Source organism: Janthinobacterium woesei, from assembly GCF_051380875.1.
Classification (GTDB): domain Bacteria; phylum Pseudomonadota; class Gammaproteobacteria; order Burkholderiales; family Burkholderiaceae_D; genus Janthinobacterium.
In genome coordinates this window covers 1-18250 of record NZ_JBNYXW010000027.1, presented here as the reverse complement: position 1 = coordinate 18250, position 18250 = coordinate 1, and the positions used below count along the sequence as shown (strand labels likewise).

Annotated in this window: 15 protein-coding genes; all 15 read right to left on the bottom strand. The window is 61.2% G+C overall.

Annotated features, from left to right (window positions below; translation table 11 throughout):
• Positions 1 to 217: 217 nt before the first annotated feature.
• Positions 218 to 1426, bottom strand: coding sequence for a cell division protein FtsZ (gene ftsZ, locus ACQ4W6_RS24555; RefSeq protein ID WP_436569783.1), 1209 nt, complete (start codon positions 1424 to 1426; stop codon positions 218 to 220).
• Between the two features lie 154 nt (positions 1427 to 1580).
• A complete protein-coding gene (ftsA, locus tag ACQ4W6_RS24550) occupies positions 1581 to 2813 on the bottom strand; it encodes a cell division protein FtsA (RefSeq protein WP_436569782.1) in 1233 nt (410 codons plus the stop codon).
• A 70-nt stretch (positions 2814 to 2883) separates the two neighbouring features.
• The gene (locus ACQ4W6_RS24545; RefSeq protein WP_436569781.1) at positions 2884 to 3696 is read right to left on the bottom strand and encodes a cell division protein FtsQ/DivIB; all 813 of its coding nucleotides are present in this window, start codon (positions 3694 to 3696) and stop codon (positions 2884 to 2886) included.
• Position 3697: 1 nt separating this feature from the next.
• Positions 3698 to 4666 carry a D-alanine--D-alanine ligase gene (locus ACQ4W6_RS24540; protein WP_436569780.1) on the bottom strand — a complete coding sequence of 323 codons (969 nt, stop codon included), beginning with the start codon at positions 4664 to 4666 and terminating at the stop codon, positions 3698 to 3700.
• Between the two features lies 1 nt (position 4667).
• On the bottom strand, positions 4668 to 6071 hold the full coding sequence (murC, locus tag ACQ4W6_RS24535; RefSeq protein WP_436569779.1) for a UDP-N-acetylmuramate--L-alanine ligase: 1404 nt from the start codon (positions 6069 to 6071) through the stop codon (positions 4668 to 4670).
• A gap of 10 nt (positions 6072 to 6081) precedes the next feature.
• Positions 6082 to 7176 (bottom strand): undecaprenyldiphospho-muramoylpentapeptide beta-N-acetylglucosaminyltransferase, encoded by a 1095-nt coding sequence (murG, locus tag ACQ4W6_RS24530; RefSeq protein WP_436569778.1) that lies wholly within the window; start codon positions 7174 to 7176, stop codon positions 6082 to 6084.
• Complete coding sequence (gene ftsW, locus ACQ4W6_RS24525; protein ID WP_436569777.1) at positions 7173 to 8384, bottom strand: putative lipid II flippase FtsW; 1212 nt, start codon at positions 8382 to 8384, stop codon at positions 7173 to 7175. Before ftsW ends, murG begins: the two co-directional genes overlap by 4 nt.
• A complete protein-coding gene (murD, locus tag ACQ4W6_RS24520) occupies positions 8384 to 9946 on the bottom strand; it encodes a UDP-N-acetylmuramoyl-L-alanine--D-glutamate ligase (protein ID WP_436569776.1) in 1563 nt (520 codons plus the stop codon). The genes ftsW and murD overlap by 1 nt, the downstream gene beginning before the upstream one ends.
• Positions 9946 to 11121, bottom strand: a complete 1176-nt coding sequence (gene mraY / locus ACQ4W6_RS24515) for a phospho-N-acetylmuramoyl-pentapeptide-transferase (RefSeq protein ID WP_436569775.1) — start codon at positions 11119 to 11121, stop codon at positions 9946 to 9948. Before mraY ends, murD begins: the two co-directional genes overlap by 1 nt.
• A gap of 2 nt (positions 11122 to 11123) precedes the next feature.
• Positions 11124 to 12554 (bottom strand): UDP-N-acetylmuramoyl-tripeptide--D-alanyl-D-alanine ligase, encoded by a 1431-nt coding sequence (locus tag ACQ4W6_RS24510; protein WP_436569774.1) that lies wholly within the window; start codon positions 12552 to 12554, stop codon positions 11124 to 11126.
• Between the two features lie 11 nt (positions 12555 to 12565).
• On the bottom strand, positions 12566 to 14074 hold the full coding sequence (locus ACQ4W6_RS24505) for a UDP-N-acetylmuramoyl-L-alanyl-D-glutamate--2,6-diaminopimelate ligase (RefSeq protein WP_436569773.1): 1509 nt from the start codon (positions 14072 to 14074) through the stop codon (positions 12566 to 12568).
• A gap of 8 nt (positions 14075 to 14082) precedes the next feature.
• Complete coding sequence (locus ACQ4W6_RS24500) at positions 14083 to 15861, bottom strand: peptidoglycan D,D-transpeptidase FtsI family protein (RefSeq protein WP_436569772.1); 1779 nt, start codon at positions 15859 to 15861, stop codon at positions 14083 to 14085.
• Positions 15861 to 16130: a cell division protein FtsL gene (gene ftsL, locus ACQ4W6_RS24495; protein WP_436569771.1), complete on the bottom strand. Its 270-nt coding sequence runs from the start codon at positions 16128 to 16130 to the stop codon at positions 15861 to 15863. The genes ACQ4W6_RS24500 and ftsL overlap by 1 nt, the downstream gene beginning before the upstream one ends.
• Positions 16127 to 17113: a 16S rRNA (cytosine(1402)-N(4))-methyltransferase RsmH gene (rsmH, locus tag ACQ4W6_RS24490; protein ID WP_436569770.1), complete on the bottom strand. Its 987-nt coding sequence runs from the start codon at positions 17111 to 17113 to the stop codon at positions 16127 to 16129. The genes ftsL and rsmH overlap by 4 nt, the downstream gene beginning before the upstream one ends.
• A 9-nt stretch (positions 17114 to 17122) precedes the next feature.
• A complete protein-coding gene (mraZ, locus tag ACQ4W6_RS24485; RefSeq protein WP_436569812.1) occupies positions 17123 to 17551 on the bottom strand; it encodes a division/cell wall cluster transcriptional repressor MraZ in 429 nt (142 codons plus the stop codon).
• Positions 17552 to 18250 lie beyond the last annotated feature (699 nt).

Sequence of the window (18250 nt, the reverse complement as noted above, 5' to 3'; positions counted from 1 at the left end):
TTGTGTACTGTGTCGGTTGAGGCCGATGCCGCGACTATTGAACGGGCATCGCCTGTAATCTGGTTTTGCCAGCACGATGCTGGCACTGCACAATAGTATGCCTGACTTGCCGTAGTTGTGCAGAAAATGGCCAGAAAGGCAAAGTCAAAAATCAAGGCATCGGACAAAAAAACGGCGGCCCTCAGGCCGCCGTCGTGATTACCTACACCAGTTCAACTTAATCGGCTTGCTTGCGCAGGAAGGCCGGAATATCGTACGTTTCCATGCCATTCTTTTCCATCGCGCGCACTTGCTCGGAAGCCGATTCGCGGCGCCAAACGGCTGGTGCCTTCATGCCATCGAAACCGGCTGCCGGCGTGGCCACGCCCACGCTTGTCGTCACAGTCTGCGCGCCGCCCATCGCCGCCGACGGCGTCAGAGGGCTGTTGTGGGTGCCGGTGCGCAGCACTTGCTGCGGTACCAGCTGGATATTTTTCTTGGTGCGGCCCAGGCCCGTGGCCACCACGGTGACACGGATATCGTCGCCCATGGCGTCGTCGTAGGCGATACCTTGCGCAATCGACGCGTCCGGAGCGGCAAACGCGCGCACGGCAGCCATGACTTCCTTGATCTCCTTGCCCTTCAGGCCACGGCTGGCCGTGACGTTGACCAGCACGCCGCGCGCACCAGAGAGATCAATACCGTCCAGCAACGGCGAAGCGACAGCCTGTTCGGCAGCGATGCGCGCGCGGTCGACGCCGGAAGCGGTCGCCGTGCCCATCATGGCCTTGCCCTGCTCGCCCATGATGGTTTTCACGTCGTTGAAGTCGACGTTGATATGGCCTGGCACGTTGATGATCTCGGCAATGCCGGCCACCGCATTGTTGAGCACATCATCGGCGTGCTGCATCCATTCCAGCATGCTTTCGTCTTCGTAGATCTCTTCCAGTTTTTCGTTGAGGATGATGATCAGCGAATCGACGTGCAGGGACAGCTGCTCCAGGCCTTCGTCGGCGATGTCCATGCACTTCTGGCCTTCGTACGAGAATGGCTTGGATACCACGGCCACCGTCAGTGCGCCCAGTTCCTTGGCTATTTCAGCCACGATAGGCGCCGCGCCCGTACCCGTGCCGCCGCCCATGCCGGCCGCGATGAACACCATGTGCGCGCCGCGCAGCGCATCGGCGATGCGCGCGCGCGATTCTTCGGCCAGCTGGCGGCCGACGGCCGGTTTCATGCCAGCGCCCAGGCCCGTATCGCCGATCTGGATGATGTTGTGGGCCTTCGATGTCGACAGGGCCTGTGCGTCGGTGTTGGCGGCAATGAACTCCACGCCCGACATGCCTTTGTTGATCATGTGTTGGACTGCATTGCCACCCGCACCGCCGACGCCGACGACCTTGATGACGGTACCTATAGCTGTGTTATCGACCATATCGAACTCCATGATGTGCTCCTATCAGAATGCGGTTTCCAAGCGCCAGGCCTCATATTGGTAGGAGAACTGGAGATTGAAAACTGCGGTTAATATAAAATAAAGTTATGTGTTTGTACCTGCGATGCTGCGAAAAAACCTGTGCTGCCGGGCGAAAATCAAGCCCTTAAAAATTCCCTAAGAACCATTCCTTCATACGCTGCCAGACTGCCTTCACCGAGCCGTCCTGACGCGTCACGATGTGGCCGCGCAGGTATTGCTTTTTCGCTTCCAGCAGCAAGCCAAGCACCGTGGCATAGCGCGGACTGCGCACCACGTCGGCCAGCTGTCCCCGATACTCGGGCGTGCCCAGGCGCGCCGGTTTCAGAAAGATGTCTTCCGCCATTTCCACCATACCAGGCATGATGGAGGTGCCGCCGGTGAGCACGATGCCCGACGACAGCACGCCTTCGTAACCGGATTCGCGCACCACCTGGTGCACCATTGCGAACAGTTCTTCGACCCTTGGCTCGATCACTGCCGCCAGCGCCTGGCGCGACAGGTTGCGCGGGCCGCGGTCGCCCAGGCCAGGCACTTCCAGCGATTCGCCGGGATCGGCCAGGACCTGCTTGGCCACGCCATAGCGGATCTTGATTTCTTCCGCTTCCGCGGTCGGGGTGCGCAGGGCCATGGCGATGTCGTTGGTGATCTGGTCGCCGGCGATAGGAATGACTGCCGTATGGCGGATCGCGCCATCGGAGAACACCGCTACATCGGTCGTACCGCCGCCGATGTCGATCAGGACCACGCCCAGCTCCTTTTCGTCGGGCGTCAGCACCGCGTCGGCAGAGGCCATCGGCTGCAGGATCAGATCCGATACTTCCAGGCCGCAGCGGCGCACGCATTTGACGATGTTTTGCACCGCCGACACGGCGCCGGTGACGATGTGCACCTTCACCTCCAGGCGGATGCCGCTCATGCCGATAGGCTCGCGCACATCTTCCTGGCTATCGACGATGAACTCTTGCGGTACCGTGTGCAGCAATTGCTGATCGGTCGGAATGTTAACCGCTTTTGCCGTCTCGATGACGCGCGCCACGTCGGCCGCCGTCACTTCCTTGTCCTTGATGGCCACCATGCCGCTGGAATTGAAGCTGCGGATATGGCTGCCCGCGATACCGGCATAGACATTGCGGATCTTGCAGTCGGCCATCAGTTCGGCTTCTTCCAGCGCCCGCTGGATGGACTCCACCGTGGCCTCGATATTGACCACAACGCCCTTTTTCAGGCCCTTCGATTCGTGCTGGCCCAGCCCGATCACTTCGTGGCGCCCATCGGACATCACTTCGGCTACCACCGCCACCACTTTCGAGGTGCCGATGTCGAGGCCGACGATCAGGTTTTTCGCGTCTTTTGTCATTTCTGTCGCCTAGTTTTTGGGCTATTAGTTAATTGATTAATCGAATTGATTAATCGAATTGATTATTCGGTTAAGTCGGTTTTTTAATCGGACTGCTATTCTTTTTCTTCATCACTGGCCGGCCATCCTTGCCTTCGGCCGGTATCACCAGACCGGCTGAACTGAGGGCCAGGCCATTCTGGTAGCGCATATCGATCGTATCGATATTTTCCAGGCGGCTCGCCAGCTGCGGGTAGATGCCCACCAGCCGGTCAACCCGCGCCTTCAGCGTCGTATGATTCTGTTCGCGCCCCAGCGCCACGCTCATGCCGTTATTCAGCTTCACGGTCCACGCATAGCGGCTCGACAGCGACAAGGCTTCCGGCACCATCTTCAAAGGCACAAACCATTTTTCCAGCTGCACGTAGGTGGCCAGCACTTCTTTCTCGCTGCCATCGGGGCCGGAGAACGCCGGCAGTTCATGGTCATCCTCGGCTTCGGCCACATTGGCCGTAAATACATCGCCCTTAACCGACAGCAAACGACCGTCCTCGCCCCAGGTGCCCAGTGCTTCGTGTTCTTCCAGCGCCACGATGAGCTGGTTTGGCCACTCGCGCCGCACGCTGGCGCGGCGCACCCACGGCACCGCCTCGAAGACACCGCGCACGCTTTCCAGGTTGGTCGTGAAAAAATTGCCCTTGATGCGGCCCAGGGTTCCGCTGCGCAGGGTCAGGTAATTCACATGGCGCAAACCCTTGTCGTCCGCGCTTTCTACCTTGATCGTGCGCAGATCGAACATGGGACGCTGCGACACCCACCAGACGCCGGCCGCCACGCACACGACCAGAACCGCGGCCAGCAAGCCGTTGGCAGTCGTATTCAGGCTTTTAGCGTCATGCCACATATCAGTGCTGTCCCTTGTGCATTTTCAGGCGCGCGCCGGCGACGATTTCCAGGCACAGGTCTTCATAGCTGATGCCTAGCGCGCGCGCCGCCATCGGCACCAGCGAATGGCCGGTCATGCCCGGTGAAGTATTCACTTCCAGCAAAAACAACTTGCTGTCGGCAGCACGCATCAGCACATCCACGCGTCCCCAGCCTTCGCAGCCAAGGGCGCGGTAGGCTTCCACGGCGATACGCTCCATCTCGGCCAGGATCGGCTGGTCCAGTTGCGGCGGGCAAAAGTACTGGGTATCGTCGGTGAAGTATTTGTTCTGATAGTCGTAGTTGCCTTGCGGAGCGACGATTTCAATCGGCGGCAACGCGCGCGCCGTGGCGCCCTGGCCCAGGATCGCCACGGTAAACTCGCGGCCCTTGATGAATTCCTCGGCCAGCACCGAATCATCGAGACCGGCGGCGATGTCGTAGGCAGGCTGGAAAGCCGAGGCTTCGTTGACCGTCGTGATGCCGATGCTCGATCCTTCATGTGGCGGCTTGACGATCAGCGGCAAGCCCAGTTCGGCCGCCACCATGGCCAGGTCGGACTGGGCGTCGAGCACCGCGTATTTCGGCGTCGGCAAGTTGTGCATCAGCCAGATCATCTTGGTGTAGACCTTGTCCATGCCCACCGCACAGGCCATCACGCCGCTGCCCGTGTAGGCAATGCCCAGTTGCTCCAGCGCGCCCTGCAGGCTGCCGTCTTCGCCGAAGCGGCCATGCAGCGCAATGAAGACACGGTCAAATTTTTCAGCGGCCAGTTCGGCCAGGCTGCGTTCGCCCGTGTCGAACGCATGCGCGTCCACACCACGGCTTTGCAGCGCAGCGAGTACGCCCGTGCCGGACATCAGCGACACTTCGCGCTCGGCCGAGCGGCCGCCGAACAGGACGCCGACCTTGCCCAATTGTTTAACGTCGATAACTGAAGCTTGGTTCACGTCAGGCCTTTACAGTGTTGGATTGATACGTAGTCAGTTGTTGCGGGATGCCGCTGATCGAGCCCGCGCCCATGGTCAGCACGACGTCGCCGTCACGCGCCACGCTCATGATGGTGTCGGCCATATCGGTCATGGACTCGACGAAAATCGGCTCGATCTTGCCGCGGGCGCGCAACGCATGCGCCAGCGCGCGGCCATCGGCGGCGACGATAGGCGCTTCGCCTGCCGCATACACTTCGGACAGCAGCAGCACATCGGGCGTACTCAGCACCTTGACGAAATCCTCGAACAGGTCGCGCGTGCGGCTGTAACGGTGCGGCTGGAAAGCCAGCACCAGGCGGCGGCCCGGATAAGCGGCGCGCGCGGCGGCCAGGGTCACTTCCGTCTCCACCGGGTGGTGGCCAAAATCATCGACCAGCGAGAAGCTGCCGCCACTTGGCAGGGCCACGTCGCCATAGCGTGTGAAGCGCCGGCCCACGCCGGAAAATTCGGCCAGTCCTTGCTGCGTGGCGCTGTCGGCGATGCCGATTTCTCGCGCGATGGCGATGGCCGAGCAGGCATTCTGCACATTGTGCATGCCGGGCTGGTTCAACACCACGTCCAGGTCGGGATGACCTTCCTGCAGCACGGTGAAATGCATTTCCAGGCCCACGGCGCGCGCGTTGATGGCGCGCACTTGCGCGTCTTCCGCAAAACCGTAGGTGGTGACCGGCTTGGTCACGGACGGGATGATGGCGCGCACGTGCGGATCATCGATGCACAGCATGGCGCGGCCATAGAACGGCAAGCGATGCGTGAACTGCACGAAGGCCTGCTTGAGCTTTTCAAAATCATGCTCGTAAGTGTCCATGTGATCGGCGTCGATATTCGTGATCACTTCGATCATCGGCGTCAGGTTCAGGAACGAGGCGTCCGATTCATCGGCTTCGGCCACCAGATAATCGCCCGAACCGAGCTTGGCGTTCGCGCCGGCGCTGGTCAAACGGCCGCCGATGACAAACGTGGGATCGAGGCCACCCTGCGCCAGCACCGATGCCACCAGGCTGGTGGTAGTGGTCTTGCCATGCGTGCCGGCAATCGCGATGCCGCGTTTCAAGCGCATCAATTCGCCCAGCATCACGGCGCGCGGCACCAGTGGGATCTTGCGTGCGCGCGCTGCCGTCACTTCCGGATTGTCTTGCGGCACGGCGCCCGAGGTCACCACCGCATCGGCGTCGCCGATATTTTCGGCCGCGTGACCGAGCATGATGGTCGCGCCCAGGCTCGCCAGGCGCTGCGTCGCCGCATTGCTGCCCAGGTCGGAGCCCGACACCTTGTAGCCCAGATTGACCAGCACTTCGGCGATGCCGCTCATGCCGCTGCCGCCAATGCCGACAAAGTGGATATTGTTTACTTTATGCTTCACAGAGCTAACCTCATGCCAGTTTTTCCAATACGTTTGCGATCGCCTCATTGGCGTCGCGCTTGCCTGCCGCCAGTGCCGCCTGCGCCATCTGCTGGCATGCATCGCGACTCATCGATGCCAGCAAAGCGCTCAGCGACGCTGCACTCATTTCCGTCTGCGGCAAATGAATCGCCGCGCCTTGTTTTGCCATCCATTGCGCGTTGTCGCGCTGGTGGCTGGTAGTCGACGCCACCAGCGGCACCAGTACACTGGCAACGCCGGCCGCCGTCAGCTCCGACAAGGTGATCGCGCCTGCGCGGCAAATCACCAGGTCGGCCTCGGTATACGCCTTGGCCATGTCGTCGATGAAATCGACCACGTTGGCGTCTACGCCCGCTTGCGCATACGCGGCATGCAGGGCGTCGATATTTTTCTTGCCCGACTGGTGCGTCACCAGCGGACGTGCACCTTCCGGCATCAGCGCCAGCGCAGCAGGCAAGTTGTCGTTCAGCGCTTTTGCGCCCAGGCTGCCGCCCACCACCAGGATGCGCAGCGGTCCGCTGCGTCCGGCGAAACGCGACGCCGGCGGCGCCATGGCCAGAATTTCGGCGCGCACGGGATTGCCCGTCACGACAGCCTTGCCGGCGGCGCTGCCGAAATCAGCAGGAAAACCAAAACACACTTGCTGCGCCAGCGGCACCAGGGTCTTGTTCGACAACAGCAGCGCGGCATCGGCATTGACCAGCACCAGCGGCACGCCCTTCAAGCGTGCCATCAAGCCACCTGGCACAGTGACGTAGCCCCCCATGCCCATCACCACGTCCGGCTTGCGGCTGGCGATAAAACGGCGGATGGCAAAGAAACTGGCCAGCATCCTGAAACCGCCCTTGATTGTATGCGCCAGCCCTTTGCCACGCATGCCGGAAAATTCAATGGCGTCCATGGGAATGCCGCTCTTCGGCACCAGGTCTTGCTCCATGCCATGGGTCGTGCCCAGCCAGCTCACTTCCCAGCCGCGCGCGCGCATGGTCTGCGCAATCGCCAGGCCTGGGAAGATATGGCCGCCGGTGCCGGCCGCCATGATCATCAGTCTTTTAGTCGTTTTCAATTTCGTTACATTGTTCATAGCCGGCCTCCGCGCATCAGGATCCGGTTTTCGTAATCGATGCGCAGCAAGATCGCCAGGCCGATACAGTTAATCAGTACTCCCGTGCCGCCGTAGCTCATCAAAGGCAAGGTCAGTCCTTTGGTCGGCAACAGGCCCAGGTTCACGCCCATGTTGATGAATGTCTGCACGCCTATCCAGATGGCAATGCCTTTCGCCGTCAATCCGGCAAAGGTCTGGTCGATGGCGATCGCCTGGCGGCCGATGTCGAAGGCTCGCTTGATAATCCAGTAGAACATGCCGATCACGATCAATACGCCCACCAGGCCCAGTTCCTCGCCGATCACGGCCAGCAAGAAGTCCGTATGCGCTTCGGGCAGGTAGTGCAGTTTTTCCACGCTGCCGCCCAGGCCCACGCCAAACAGTTCACCGCGCCCGAAGGCGATCAGCGAGTGCGTCAGCTGGTACGCCTTGTTCAGCGCATTGTCTTCCTGCCACGGATCGAGATACGCAAAAAAACGCTCGCGGCGGAATTTCGACAGGGCGATGATGGTGACGAAAATCGCCGTCAGCATGGCGCCGATGCCACCAAACCAGATGGCGTTGACGCCACCCAGGAACAAAATGCCCATGGCGATACAGACGATCACGCCGAAGGCGCCCAGGTCGGGCTCCATCAGCAGCAGCAGGCCGACGAAGCTGACGGCCAATGCCATCGGCATGAAACCCTTGGTCAGCTTGTGCATGTATTCCTGCTTGCGCACCGTGTAGTCGGCCGCGTACAGCACCATCACCACCTTCATCAGTTCGGACGGCTGCGGCCGCAGGCCCGGCAGGTTCAGCCAGCGGCGACCGCCGTTGACCGACACGCCCAGGCCCGGTATCAGGACCATCACCAGCAGCACCAGCGTGCCGATGAACAGCCACGGAGCAATCTTTTGCCAGGTAGCGATACGGACGCGGAACACCAGCGCACTGACGATGATCGAAATGCCGATGAAGAGCGCCTGGCGCACGACGAAATAGCTGTTCGTGTAGGCGGCAAACTTGCGCGCGTCCGACAGCGAGATCGACGCCGAATACACCATTACCATGCCCAGCAACATGAGCAGCAGGACCACCCACACCAGCGGCTGGTCGTACTCCATCATCTTCGACTGCCGCGCGCGGCCATCCAGCGGCTTGGCAGCCGAGCCGGAACCGAAGCGGAATGGCAGTTGGAAGGCCATCAGATATCCTGTCCGTTTTCCAGGGCGATGTCGCGCACGGCGTCGACAAACACCTGCGCCCGATGCGCATAGTTCTTGAACATGTCCAGGCTGGCGCATGCAGGCGACAGCAGCACGCAATCGCCGGCCTGGGCCAAGCTGCTGGCCCGCTGGACGGCTTCCGGCAAGGTGGCGCAATCGATGATGTCCACGCCCGCCGGTGCCAGTGCTGCGCGTAACGCTGGCGCATCACGGCCGATCAGCACCACGGCGCGCACGTAACGCGATACGGGTTCAGCTAGCGGAGAGAAGTCCTGCCCCTTGCCGTCACCGCCGGCGATCAGCACCAGGCGCTGCTGCGCACCACCGAAGGACTTGCCGAGGCCAAACAGTGCCGCCACCGTGGCGCCCACGTTCGTGCCTTTGCTGTCGTCGTAGTATTCGACTTCGCCCACGGCCGTGATCAGCTCCACCCTGTGCGGCTCGCCCTGGTATTCGCGCAAGCCATGCAGCAGCGGTGCGAACGGCAGGCCGATGGCGCGGCACAGGGCCAGCGCAGCGAGCGCATTCGAGGCGTTATGCTGGCCGCGAATTTTCAGCGCGTCAGCTGGCATCAGTTTTTTCGCCATCGTCGGCACCGGTGCCGGCGCCGGATCGTTCTTCTTGCGCTTTTTCTCGATCACTTCCTCGCTGGGCACCGCTTGCGCCAGCCAGAAGATACCGCGTTCATTGACCAGGCCAAAGCTGTCCACGTCAAGCGGTTCGCCCGTGCCGAAGGTGATCGTGTCAACCAGGGGATTGGCCATGCGCATGACAAACGCATCGTCGCGGTTCAGCACGCGCACGGTTTCGTCGCCGAAGATGCGCGCCTTGTCGCTGGCATAGGCGGCCATGTCACCATGCCAGTCCAGGTGGTCCTGCGACAAATTGAGCACCGTGGCCGCATCGGCCTGCAGGCTGAAGGTGGTGTGCAGCTGGAAGCTGGACAGCTCCAGGATCCACGCCTGCGGCAGGATGCTAACCAGCGGTGCCGCAGCGTCGCCATCTTCTTCAGCTGCAGCCGGAAGCGGGGCTGGCTCGGCGTCAAGCACTTCGCGCAGCACGTCCAGCGCGGCAGGGCTAATATTGCCGGCCACGCGCGTGGCCAGGCCGGCGCGTTCGCACAGCAGGCCAACCAGGCTGGTGACCGTGGTCTTGCCATTCGTGCCCGTGATGGCGATGACTTTCGGCGCATAGCCGCGCTCCGCCTTCAAAGCAGCCAGCGCTTGCGCGAACAGTTCGATCTCGCCCCACACGGGGATATTTTTCTCAAAAGCGGCCGGCGCGATGTCGGCCAACTCGCGCTGCGGCGCCAGGCCCGGGCTGACGGCGACGAAATCGACGCCATCAAGCAACTCGGGCGCAAACGGGCCGGCGATGAACCGCGCCTGCGGCACTGCGGCCTGCAAGGCAGCCAGGCGTTCGGGCGCGTCACGCGTATCGGCCACGCGCACGATTGCCCCGCTGCGTGCCAGCCACAATGCCATGGCCAGCCCCGACTCGCCGAGGCCCAGTACCAGTGCGGTTTTGTCAAAGTACATCATCAGCGCAGCTTCAGGGTGGTCAGGCCGAGCAGCACCAGCATCATGGTGATGATCCAGAAACGCACGACGACCTGCGTCTCTTTCCAGCCTTTTTGTTCAAAATGGTGATGCAGTGGCGCCATCAGGAAAACGCGGCGACCTGCGCCATAGCGTTTCTTGGTGTATTTAAACCAGACGACCTGGATGATCACGGACAGCGTTTCGACTACAAAAATGCCGCCCATGATGAACAGGACGATTTCCTGGCGCACGATGACGGCGACAGTGCCCAGCGCGCCGCCCAGTGCAAGTGCGCCAACGTCACCCATGAACACCTTGGCGGGATGGGTGTTGTACCAAAGGAAAGCCAGGCCGGAACCGGCCAGCGCACCGCAGAAAATCACCAGTTCGCCGGCGCCCGGAATATGCGGGATGAACAGGTAGCGCGCATAGGTTGCGTTGCCCGTCAGGTAGGCGAACAGGCCCAGGGCCGCGCCCACCATCACAGTTGGCATGATGGCCAGGCCGTCGAGGCCGTCGGTGAAATTGACGGCGTTGCTGGTGCCGACGATGACGCAGTAGGTCAGCGCAATGAAGCCCCACACGCCCAGCGGATAGCTGATGGTCTTGAAGAATGGGACGATCAGGTCGGCTTTTGGCGGCAGGTCCATGGCGAAGCCGGACTGCACCCAGGCATAGATCAGGTTCCACACATGGCCCGCGTCGGGTTCCGAAACGGACACGGAAAACGCCAGGTAGAAGGCGGCGATGATGCCGATCAGCGACTGCCAGAAGTATTTTTCGCGCGAGCGCATGCCTTCCGGATCCTGGTGCACCACCTTGCGGTAGTCGTCGGCCCAGCCGACGGCGCCAAAGCCCAGAGTGACGATCAGCACGGGCCAGATGAAGCGGTTCGACAAATCGGCCCACAACAAGGTGGAAATACCGATGGCGATCAGGATCAGCAGCCCGCCCATGGTGGGGGTGCCGTGTTTTTTCAGATGCGTTTGCGGGCCATCCGTACGCACGGCCTGGCCAACCTTCATGCGCGTGAGCATGCGGATCACGGCCGGACCGGCGCACAGGCCGATCAAAATCGCCGTCAATGTGGCAAAGACGGCGCGGAAGGTGATGAAGTTAAAGACCCGCAGTGGGCCTATGTCGTCCTGGAAATAATGAGCGAGCCAGAGCAGCATGATTAGTGAGCTTCCTTGTTATTGTTGTTTGAACCAATCAAATGCTGCACGGCCCGTTCCATCTTCATGAAGCGGGAGCCCTTGATTAATACTGTTGCATCCGCACGGCCGGACAAATGCGCATCGAGCGCAGCGAGCAAGCCGTCGAACTGTTCGAAATACTCCACGACCGTGCCTGATTCCTGGCTTGCGGCTACCTGCGCCGGATTGACCAGATGGCGCGCCAGGCCGCCCGTCGCCAGCACGTATTCGATGCCTTTGGCGGCGGCGTAGGCGCCGATCTCTTCGTGGAACTGCTGCCCCTGCGTACCGACTTCGCCCATCTCGCCCAGCACCAGGATGCGCGGCGCGGCCGCTTGCGCCAGCACATCGATGGCTGCCCGCGCCGAATCCGGATTGGCGTTATAGCTGTCGTCGATGATGGTGGCGCCATTGGCGGCGCGCTTTTTCTGCAGGCGGCCATTCACGGGCGCGAACGCCTCCAGGCCCTGCTTGATATATTCGATGGCGATGCCGGCGCCGACGGCGCACGCCACCGCTGCCAGCGCATTGCGCACATTGTGTTCGCCCGCTGCCTGCAGGCCCACAAAAAACTGGCGCATCGCGCCGTCCTGCGCACGCACGCTGACAAACATCTCGCTGCCAAAATCCTCGGCCGCGCGGTGCGTGCAGCTCACGTCAGCTTCTTTCGACAGGCCGAAGGTGATGACCGTGCGCGTACCGGACAATTTGCGCCACAAGGCAGTAAATTCATCGCCATGCGGGAAGACAGCCACGCCGTCGTCTGCCAATGCCGCCAGTGCGGCGCCATTCTCGCGTGCCACCGCTTCCACCGTATGCATGAATTCCTGGTGTTCGCGCTGCGCGTTGTTGACCATCGCCAGGGTCGGCGCGGCAATCGCCGCCAGGCGCGCGATCTCGCCAGGGTGGTTCATGCCCATCTCGATGACGGCCGCCTTGTGCCCTTCATGCAAGCGCAACAGGGTCAGGGGTACGCCGATCTCATTATTCAAATTGCCGCGCGTGGCCAGGCGGCCTTCTTCGCCAACGGCCGCCGCCAGAATGGCCGAGATCATTTCCTTGACGGTGGTCTTGCCGTTGCTGCCGGTGACGCCGATGACGGGCAGGCTGAAACGGCGGCGCCAGTAATTGGCGATGCGGCCCAGCGCCACCAGCGTGTCGGCGACAACGATGGCCGGTACCTTGCGGCTGTCCCAGTTTGCGGGCAGGCGCTCGACGACCACGGCGGCCACGCCCCTGGCAGCCACCTGTTCAAGGAAATCGTGGGCATCGAAACTCTCGCCGCGCAGGGCGACGAACAGCGAGCCGGCGGGAGCGCTGCGGCTGTCGGTGGACACGCCATCAAAAGCGGCGTCGCCCGTGATCTGCGCGTCGTCCAGCGACGGCAGCAATTCTGCCAGGCTTGCATGCATGAGGCGATCCATCAGTTCGTCCGCATCATGGTCAAACGCGCGGACAGGGCCAGCTGCGCGTGGTCGGCATCGGAAAACGGCAATTTCTTGCCCTTGATTTCCTGGTATGGCTCATGCCCCTTGCCCGCCAACAAAATCACATCCGGCTTGGCGGCATGCTTGATGGCCGACAGAATCGCGGCGGCACGGTCTTCGATGGCCTGCGGCTGCGGACCCTCAGCACGCATGCCGGCAACGATCTGCGCGATGATGGCGTGCGGATCTTCGCTGCGTGGATTGTCGCTGGTGACTAGCACGTGATCGGCCAGCTGCGCGATGGCGCCCATCTGCGGGCGCTTGCCCGGATCACGGTCACCGCCACCGCCAAACACGCACCACAACTGGCCGCCGCGTTCCTGCGCCACCTGGCGCAGGGCGGCCAGGGTTTTTTCCAGTGCGTCAGGCGTATGCGCGTAGTCGATGACGACCATCGGCGCTTCCTGGCCGCCCATCTGCTGCATGCGGCCGGGAGCTGGCTGCAGGGACTCGATGCCGTCGATGGCCGCGCGCAGGCCGGTGCCATGCGCCAGCAAGGCGCCCAGCACGGCCAGCGCATTGCTGATGTTGAAGTGCCCCACCAGCTGCGTCTTCACCAGCGCCACGCCCAATGGGCAATCCAGGTGGAAGTCGGTACCGGCATGGCGGCTGCGGAACTGGCTGGCGCGCAGCATCAGCACGCCTGGCAGGTCGGGCAAGCTGGCCGCATCCTGCAAGGTGTAGCCGATGACCGGGTACTCGCCGGCCAGCTTGCCATCGACATGCTGTACCAGGCGCAGGCCCATGGCATCGTCCAGGTTGATGACGGCCGTTTTCAGGCCAGGCCAGTCGAACAGTCTGACTTTGGCCGCCTCGTAGGTCGCCATGTCGCCGTGGTAATCAAGGTGGTCACGCGTCAGGTTGGTAAACATCGCCACATCGAAATGCATGCCGGCCGCGCGTTCCTGGTGCAGGCCGATCGACGACACTTCGATGGCGACGGCTTGCGCGCCGGCGTCGCGCATGGCGGCCAATTTGCGCGCCAGCAGCACGGCGTCGGGCGTGGTATAGCCGGTGACGTCGAACTCGATCTCGCCGCGCGGCTTGCACAGGCCCACGCCCAAGGTGCCGATCACGGAAGATGTTATGCCTAGGCGCGCCAGTGCCTGCGCCAGCCACAGTGCGCATGAGGTCTTGCCATTCGTGCCCGTCACGCCGGCGCTGAACATGGCGCTATCCGGCATGTCATAGAACGCATGGGCAATGGGGCCGGCCAATGATTTCAGATTGGCGACGGCCAGCTGCGGCACAGTCCACGATGCATCCCAGTTGGCCTCGTCGTGGACGATGGCCGCTGCGCCCTGTTCAATGGCGGCAGCGATGAAATGGGTGGCGCCAGCGTAGGCGAAAAACACGTCGCCACGCTGCACGCGGCGCGAATCGGACGTCAGCTGCCCGGACGGGGCAGCCGCTTTGATCCACAAACTGATTTCTTGTATGCTCATGAGTGACTTCACATGGCCTCCGGGCCGGCATTGGCCGGGACCACGATTTCGGTAACGGAGGAATCGGGCGGTACGTTCATCGCGCGCAGCGCGTTGGTCGCAATCGCCGCGAAAGCGGGAGCGGCAACCTGGCCGCCATAGTGGGCAGCGCCGGTCGGTTCATCGATCATCACGGCAATGATGAAGCGCGGCGCCGACATCGGCACCATGCCCACGAAAGAACCGATATATTTGCGCGGCATCGCGTAGCGGCCATTTTCCACCTTGTAGGCGGTGCCCGTCTTGCCGCCGACGCGGTAGCCGGCAACCTGGGCGCGCTTGGCCGAGCCATGTGCGCCGGAGACCACCAGTTCCAGCATGGCGCGCATTTCGGCAGCCGTCTTCGATTTGATCACCTGCTGCCCCACGGGCAGTTCATTGACTTTTTGAAATGACAGGGGAATCGTGTCGCCATCGCGCGCGAACATCATATAAGAGCGCGCCAACTGGATCAGCGAGACGGAAATGCCGTTACCGTAGCTCATGGTCGCCTGCTCCACCGGGCGCCACGATTTATATGGACGCACGCGGCCGGCCACGGCGCCGGGGAAACCCCATTTCGGCTGCTGGCCGAAGCCCACCTTGGTAAACATTTCCCACATTTCCTGCGACGGCATGCCCAGCGCGATTTTCGAGGTGCCGATATTCGACGACATCTCGATGATCTCGGAGACATTGATCACGCCATGCGGCTTGGTGTCAGTAATCGTGCGGTCGGCGATGGTGTAGCGGCCCGGCCCTGTATCGATCAGGGTGGTCGGCTTGACGCGGCCCGTGTCGAGCGCCAGCGAGACAGTAATCGGCTTCAGCGTCGAACCGGGTTCGAACGTATCTGTCATGACGCGGTTGCGCAATTGCTGGCCCGTCAACTTGCGGCGGTCGTTCGGGTCATAGCTCGGATAGTTGGCCAGGGCCAGCACTTCGCCCGTGTGCACGTCGAGCACCACGGCGCCGCCGGCCTTGGCATTGAATTTTTCCACCGCTTCCTTCAACTGCGTGAAGGCGATGTACTGGATCTTGCTGTCGACGGAAAGGGTCAGGTCCTTGCCGTCATGCGGTTCGTGGATAAAGCCGATGTCTTCGACAATATGTCCCAGGCGGTCCTTGATCACGCGGCGGCTGCCGGTGGTGCCGACCAGGGATTTTTGCTGCGCCAGTTCCATGCTTTCCTGGCCCACGTCTTCCACATTGGTGAAACCGACCACGTGGGTCATCACTTCGCCCTGTGGATAAAAGCGCTTGTATTCCTTGCGCTCGTCGATGCCGTCGATGCCCAGTTTGGAAATCTTGTCGGCCACGTCCATCTCGACCTGGCGCTTCAGGTAAACAAAGCTGCGGTCCGAATCGAGTTTCTTGCGCAATTCGTTGACGTTCATTTCCAGCAAGCCGGCCAGCGCATTGATTTTTTCGGGTGTTGCCTGCAGCACGTCGTCGGGAATCGCCCAGATGGCCTTGACGGGCACGGACGAAGCGAGCACCTGGCCATTGCGGTCGGTGATCTTGCCGCGCGTGGCAGGCAGTTCGAGCGTGCGCTCATAGCGCGCCTTGCCCTGCTTTTGCAAAAATTGCGTCGATACGCCCTGCAGCCACAGGGCGCGCGCACCCAGGCCGGCGAAAGCGAAGAACAGCAGGAACAGCACGACGCGCGAACGCCAGACGGGCAGACGCACTGCCAGTACCGGATTCTTCGAGAATGGCACGCCTTTCGATGCCGCCACCCGACCGTTGCTGTTACCGCCCAACTTCATTATTCGCCCTCCGTCAGGTATTGGGTACGCGCCGCCGTCAGTGGCGTCATGCTCAGGTCGCGCCGTGCGATGGATTCGATACGTTCATGCTTACCCAGTGTCGACTGGTCCAGCTGCAGCTGCGCCCAGTCGATGTCGAGCTGGCGCGACAACCCTTGCGCGCGCTCCAGGTCGATCAACAGGTGGCGCGCCTGGTACTGCGCGTTCACCGTCGACAGGCCGCAGCACACCAGCAGGGCTGACAGCACGACACTGAGCTTGCCAGTCATCGGGTGCCGCCACTGACTGAGGAAGTCGATGACACCAGCGGCAAGCGCTGCGCCACGCGCATCACGGCCGAACGCGAACGCGGGTTCGCTGCGATTTCGGCGTCCGACGGCTTCATCTTCGAAATCAGCTTCATTTCCGGCTGCGGCAAGTCGACCGCGCGGATCGGCAGGCGGCGGTCAGGCTGCTCCACGTTCGCCTTCGAGGCGAAGAAGCGCTTGACCATGCGGTCTTCCAGCGAATGAAAACTGATCACGGCCATGCGCGCGCCGGGCGCCAGGCAGGCATACGCCTGGCTCAAGCCGATCTCGAGATCCTCGAGCTCTTTGTTAATGAAAATGCGTATGGCCTGAAAGGTGCGGGTAGCGGGGTCCTTACCCTTCTCGCGGGTCTTGACGGCGCCTGCCACGATGCTGGCAAGCTGTCGTGTGCTTGAAATTGGCTGGACTGCCCGGCCAGCAACAATCGCCTTTGCAATCTGAAAAGCAAACCGTTCTTCCCCATAATCGCGTATCACCTTTTCTAAATTCTGCTCGGTTTCCACCGCCAGCCATTCGGCCGCGGAAATGCCGCGCGTAGTATCCATGCGCATGTCCAGCGGTCCGTCGTTGCGGAAGCTGAAGCCGCGCGCCGCATCGTCGACCTGCGGCGACGAGATGCCCAGGTCAAGCAGGATGCCGTTCACCTGCTGCACGCCGCGCTCGGCCAGGCTGGCCGTCATGGTGGCAAAGCTGTCGTGGACGATGTCAAAACGCGGGTCGGCGATTTGCTCGGCCGTGGCGATGGCCTGCAAATCCTTGTCGAAGCCGATCAAGCGCGCGTCATTTGCCAGGCGCGACAGGATCAAGCGGCTATGCCCGCCGCGGCCAAACGTGCCGTCGACGTAAATACCGTGCGCACGCTCGCCCGACAGGTCGAGCGCGTCGACCGCTTCATCGAGCAGCACCGTGCGATGCTGAAATTCCGGCACCGTTTGTAGTGTCATTACGGAGCCTTAGAAAGAAAAATTGGAAAGTACATCGGGAGTGCCGGCATCGATCGCCTGCTGTTCTTGTTCGGCCAGTTTGGCGGCATCCCATATTTCAAAGTGGCTGCCCATGCCGATCATCATCACTTCGCGCGACAGCCCGACGGCGTTGCGCAATTCAGGCGAAATCAGCACGCGGCCGGCCGAGTCGAGCTCGACGTCAACGGCGTTGCCGAGGAAGATGCGCTGCCAGGCGCGCGCCGACATGGGCCAGGTGGCGATTTGCTGGCGGTGGCTTTCCCACACGGGGCGGGGGAAAAACAGCAGGCAGCCATCGGGGTGTTTGGTCAGGGTCAAGCGGCCTTCGCATTGAATCGACAGCGCGTCACGGTGCTTGGCAGGGATAGACATCCTGCCTTTGGCATCGAGATTGATTGCGGACGCGCCTTGAAACACGGAAGACCTTTTTGAGCTTGGTTTGCGACGCCTTGGCGTCACGCAAAGATGGAAAATTTCCCACAAAAATACACTTTTTCACACAGTTGCCCACTTTAGAGTAAGCAAAGATAGTGGTCAAGCGGTTTCCGATTGGAAAAACAGGAATTTTAGTAATGAAATTAAGGACTTAGCGCATATCGTTGAAGGAGTCTCAAATAAAAATATATCGATAAATTAGATACTTATGAAAGATAGTGAATGTGCTACCTCATCTGCACACATGTTTTTTCCTACCGTAAACATCAAAAAAAACGAAATCGGAAACTTGAAATTTTTACAGTTAGTTGATACATGGCAATAGTTTCGTCATACAGACACAAGGAAAAATGGCCACAGGGAAAGACTTGGCTTACGGCAAAAAAATGGCCCGCATGGCGCGCCTTCCCGCCAATTTCCCGGGCTAGCGTCAGCAGGGAAAACTTTTTTTGCACCGCGGCAATTAATTAGAGTGAGGAAACTTTAACCAATTGCTCACTTTTACTTGTATATACAACTTTATCTTAAGCGCTATATTTTTGAAAACAAAAAAGCCCCGTTGCAGGTAATGCCGTTCAGTTAAGACTGGACGGCATTTTTATTTTGAGCTTGTAAACGCCCATGTCAGATGTTAACCTGCGTGGCGATGCTTGATGACCCTCTCCATTTCCTGGCAAACCA

Coding starts and splice junctions, on each gene's coding strand:
- ftsZ (WP_436569783.1), bottom strand. CDS start 1,426: ATGGAGTTCGATATGGTCGATAACACAGCTATAGGTACCGTCATCAAG.
- ftsA (WP_436569782.1), bottom strand. CDS start 2,813: ATGACAAAAGACGCGAAAAACCTGATCGTCGGCCTCGACATCGGCACC.
- ACQ4W6_RS24545 (WP_436569781.1), bottom strand. CDS start 3,696: ATGTGGCATGACGCTAAAAGCCTGAATACGACTGCCAACGGCTTGCTG.
- murG (WP_436569778.1), bottom strand. CDS start 7,176: ATGAACAATGTAACGAAATTGAAAACGACTAAAAGACTGATGATCATG.
- ftsW (WP_436569777.1), bottom strand. CDS start 8,384: ATGGCCTTCCAACTGCCATTCCGCTTCGGTTCCGGCTCGGCTGCCAAG.
- murD (WP_436569776.1), bottom strand. CDS start 9,946: ATGATGTACTTTGACAAAACCGCACTGGTACTGGGCCTCGGCGAGTCG.
- mraY (WP_436569775.1), bottom strand. CDS start 11,121: ATGCTGCTCTGGCTCGCTCATTATTTCCAGGACGACATAGGCCCACTG.
- ACQ4W6_RS24510 (WP_436569774.1), bottom strand. CDS start 12,554: ATGCATGCAAGCCTGGCAGAATTGCTGCCGTCGCTGGACGACGCGCAG.
- ACQ4W6_RS24505 (WP_436569773.1), bottom strand. CDS start 14,074: ATGAGCATACAAGAAATCAGTTTGTGGATCAAAGCGGCTGCCCCGTCC.
- ACQ4W6_RS24500 (WP_436569772.1), bottom strand. CDS start 15,861: ATGAAGTTGGGCGGTAACAGCAACGGTCGGGTGGCGGCATCGAAAGGC.
- ftsL (WP_436569771.1), bottom strand. CDS start 16,130: ATGACTGGCAAGCTCAGTGTCGTGCTGTCAGCCCTGCTGGTGTGCTGC.
- rsmH (WP_436569770.1), bottom strand. CDS start 17,113: ATGACACTACAAACGGTGCCGGAATTTCAGCATCGCACGGTGCTGCTC.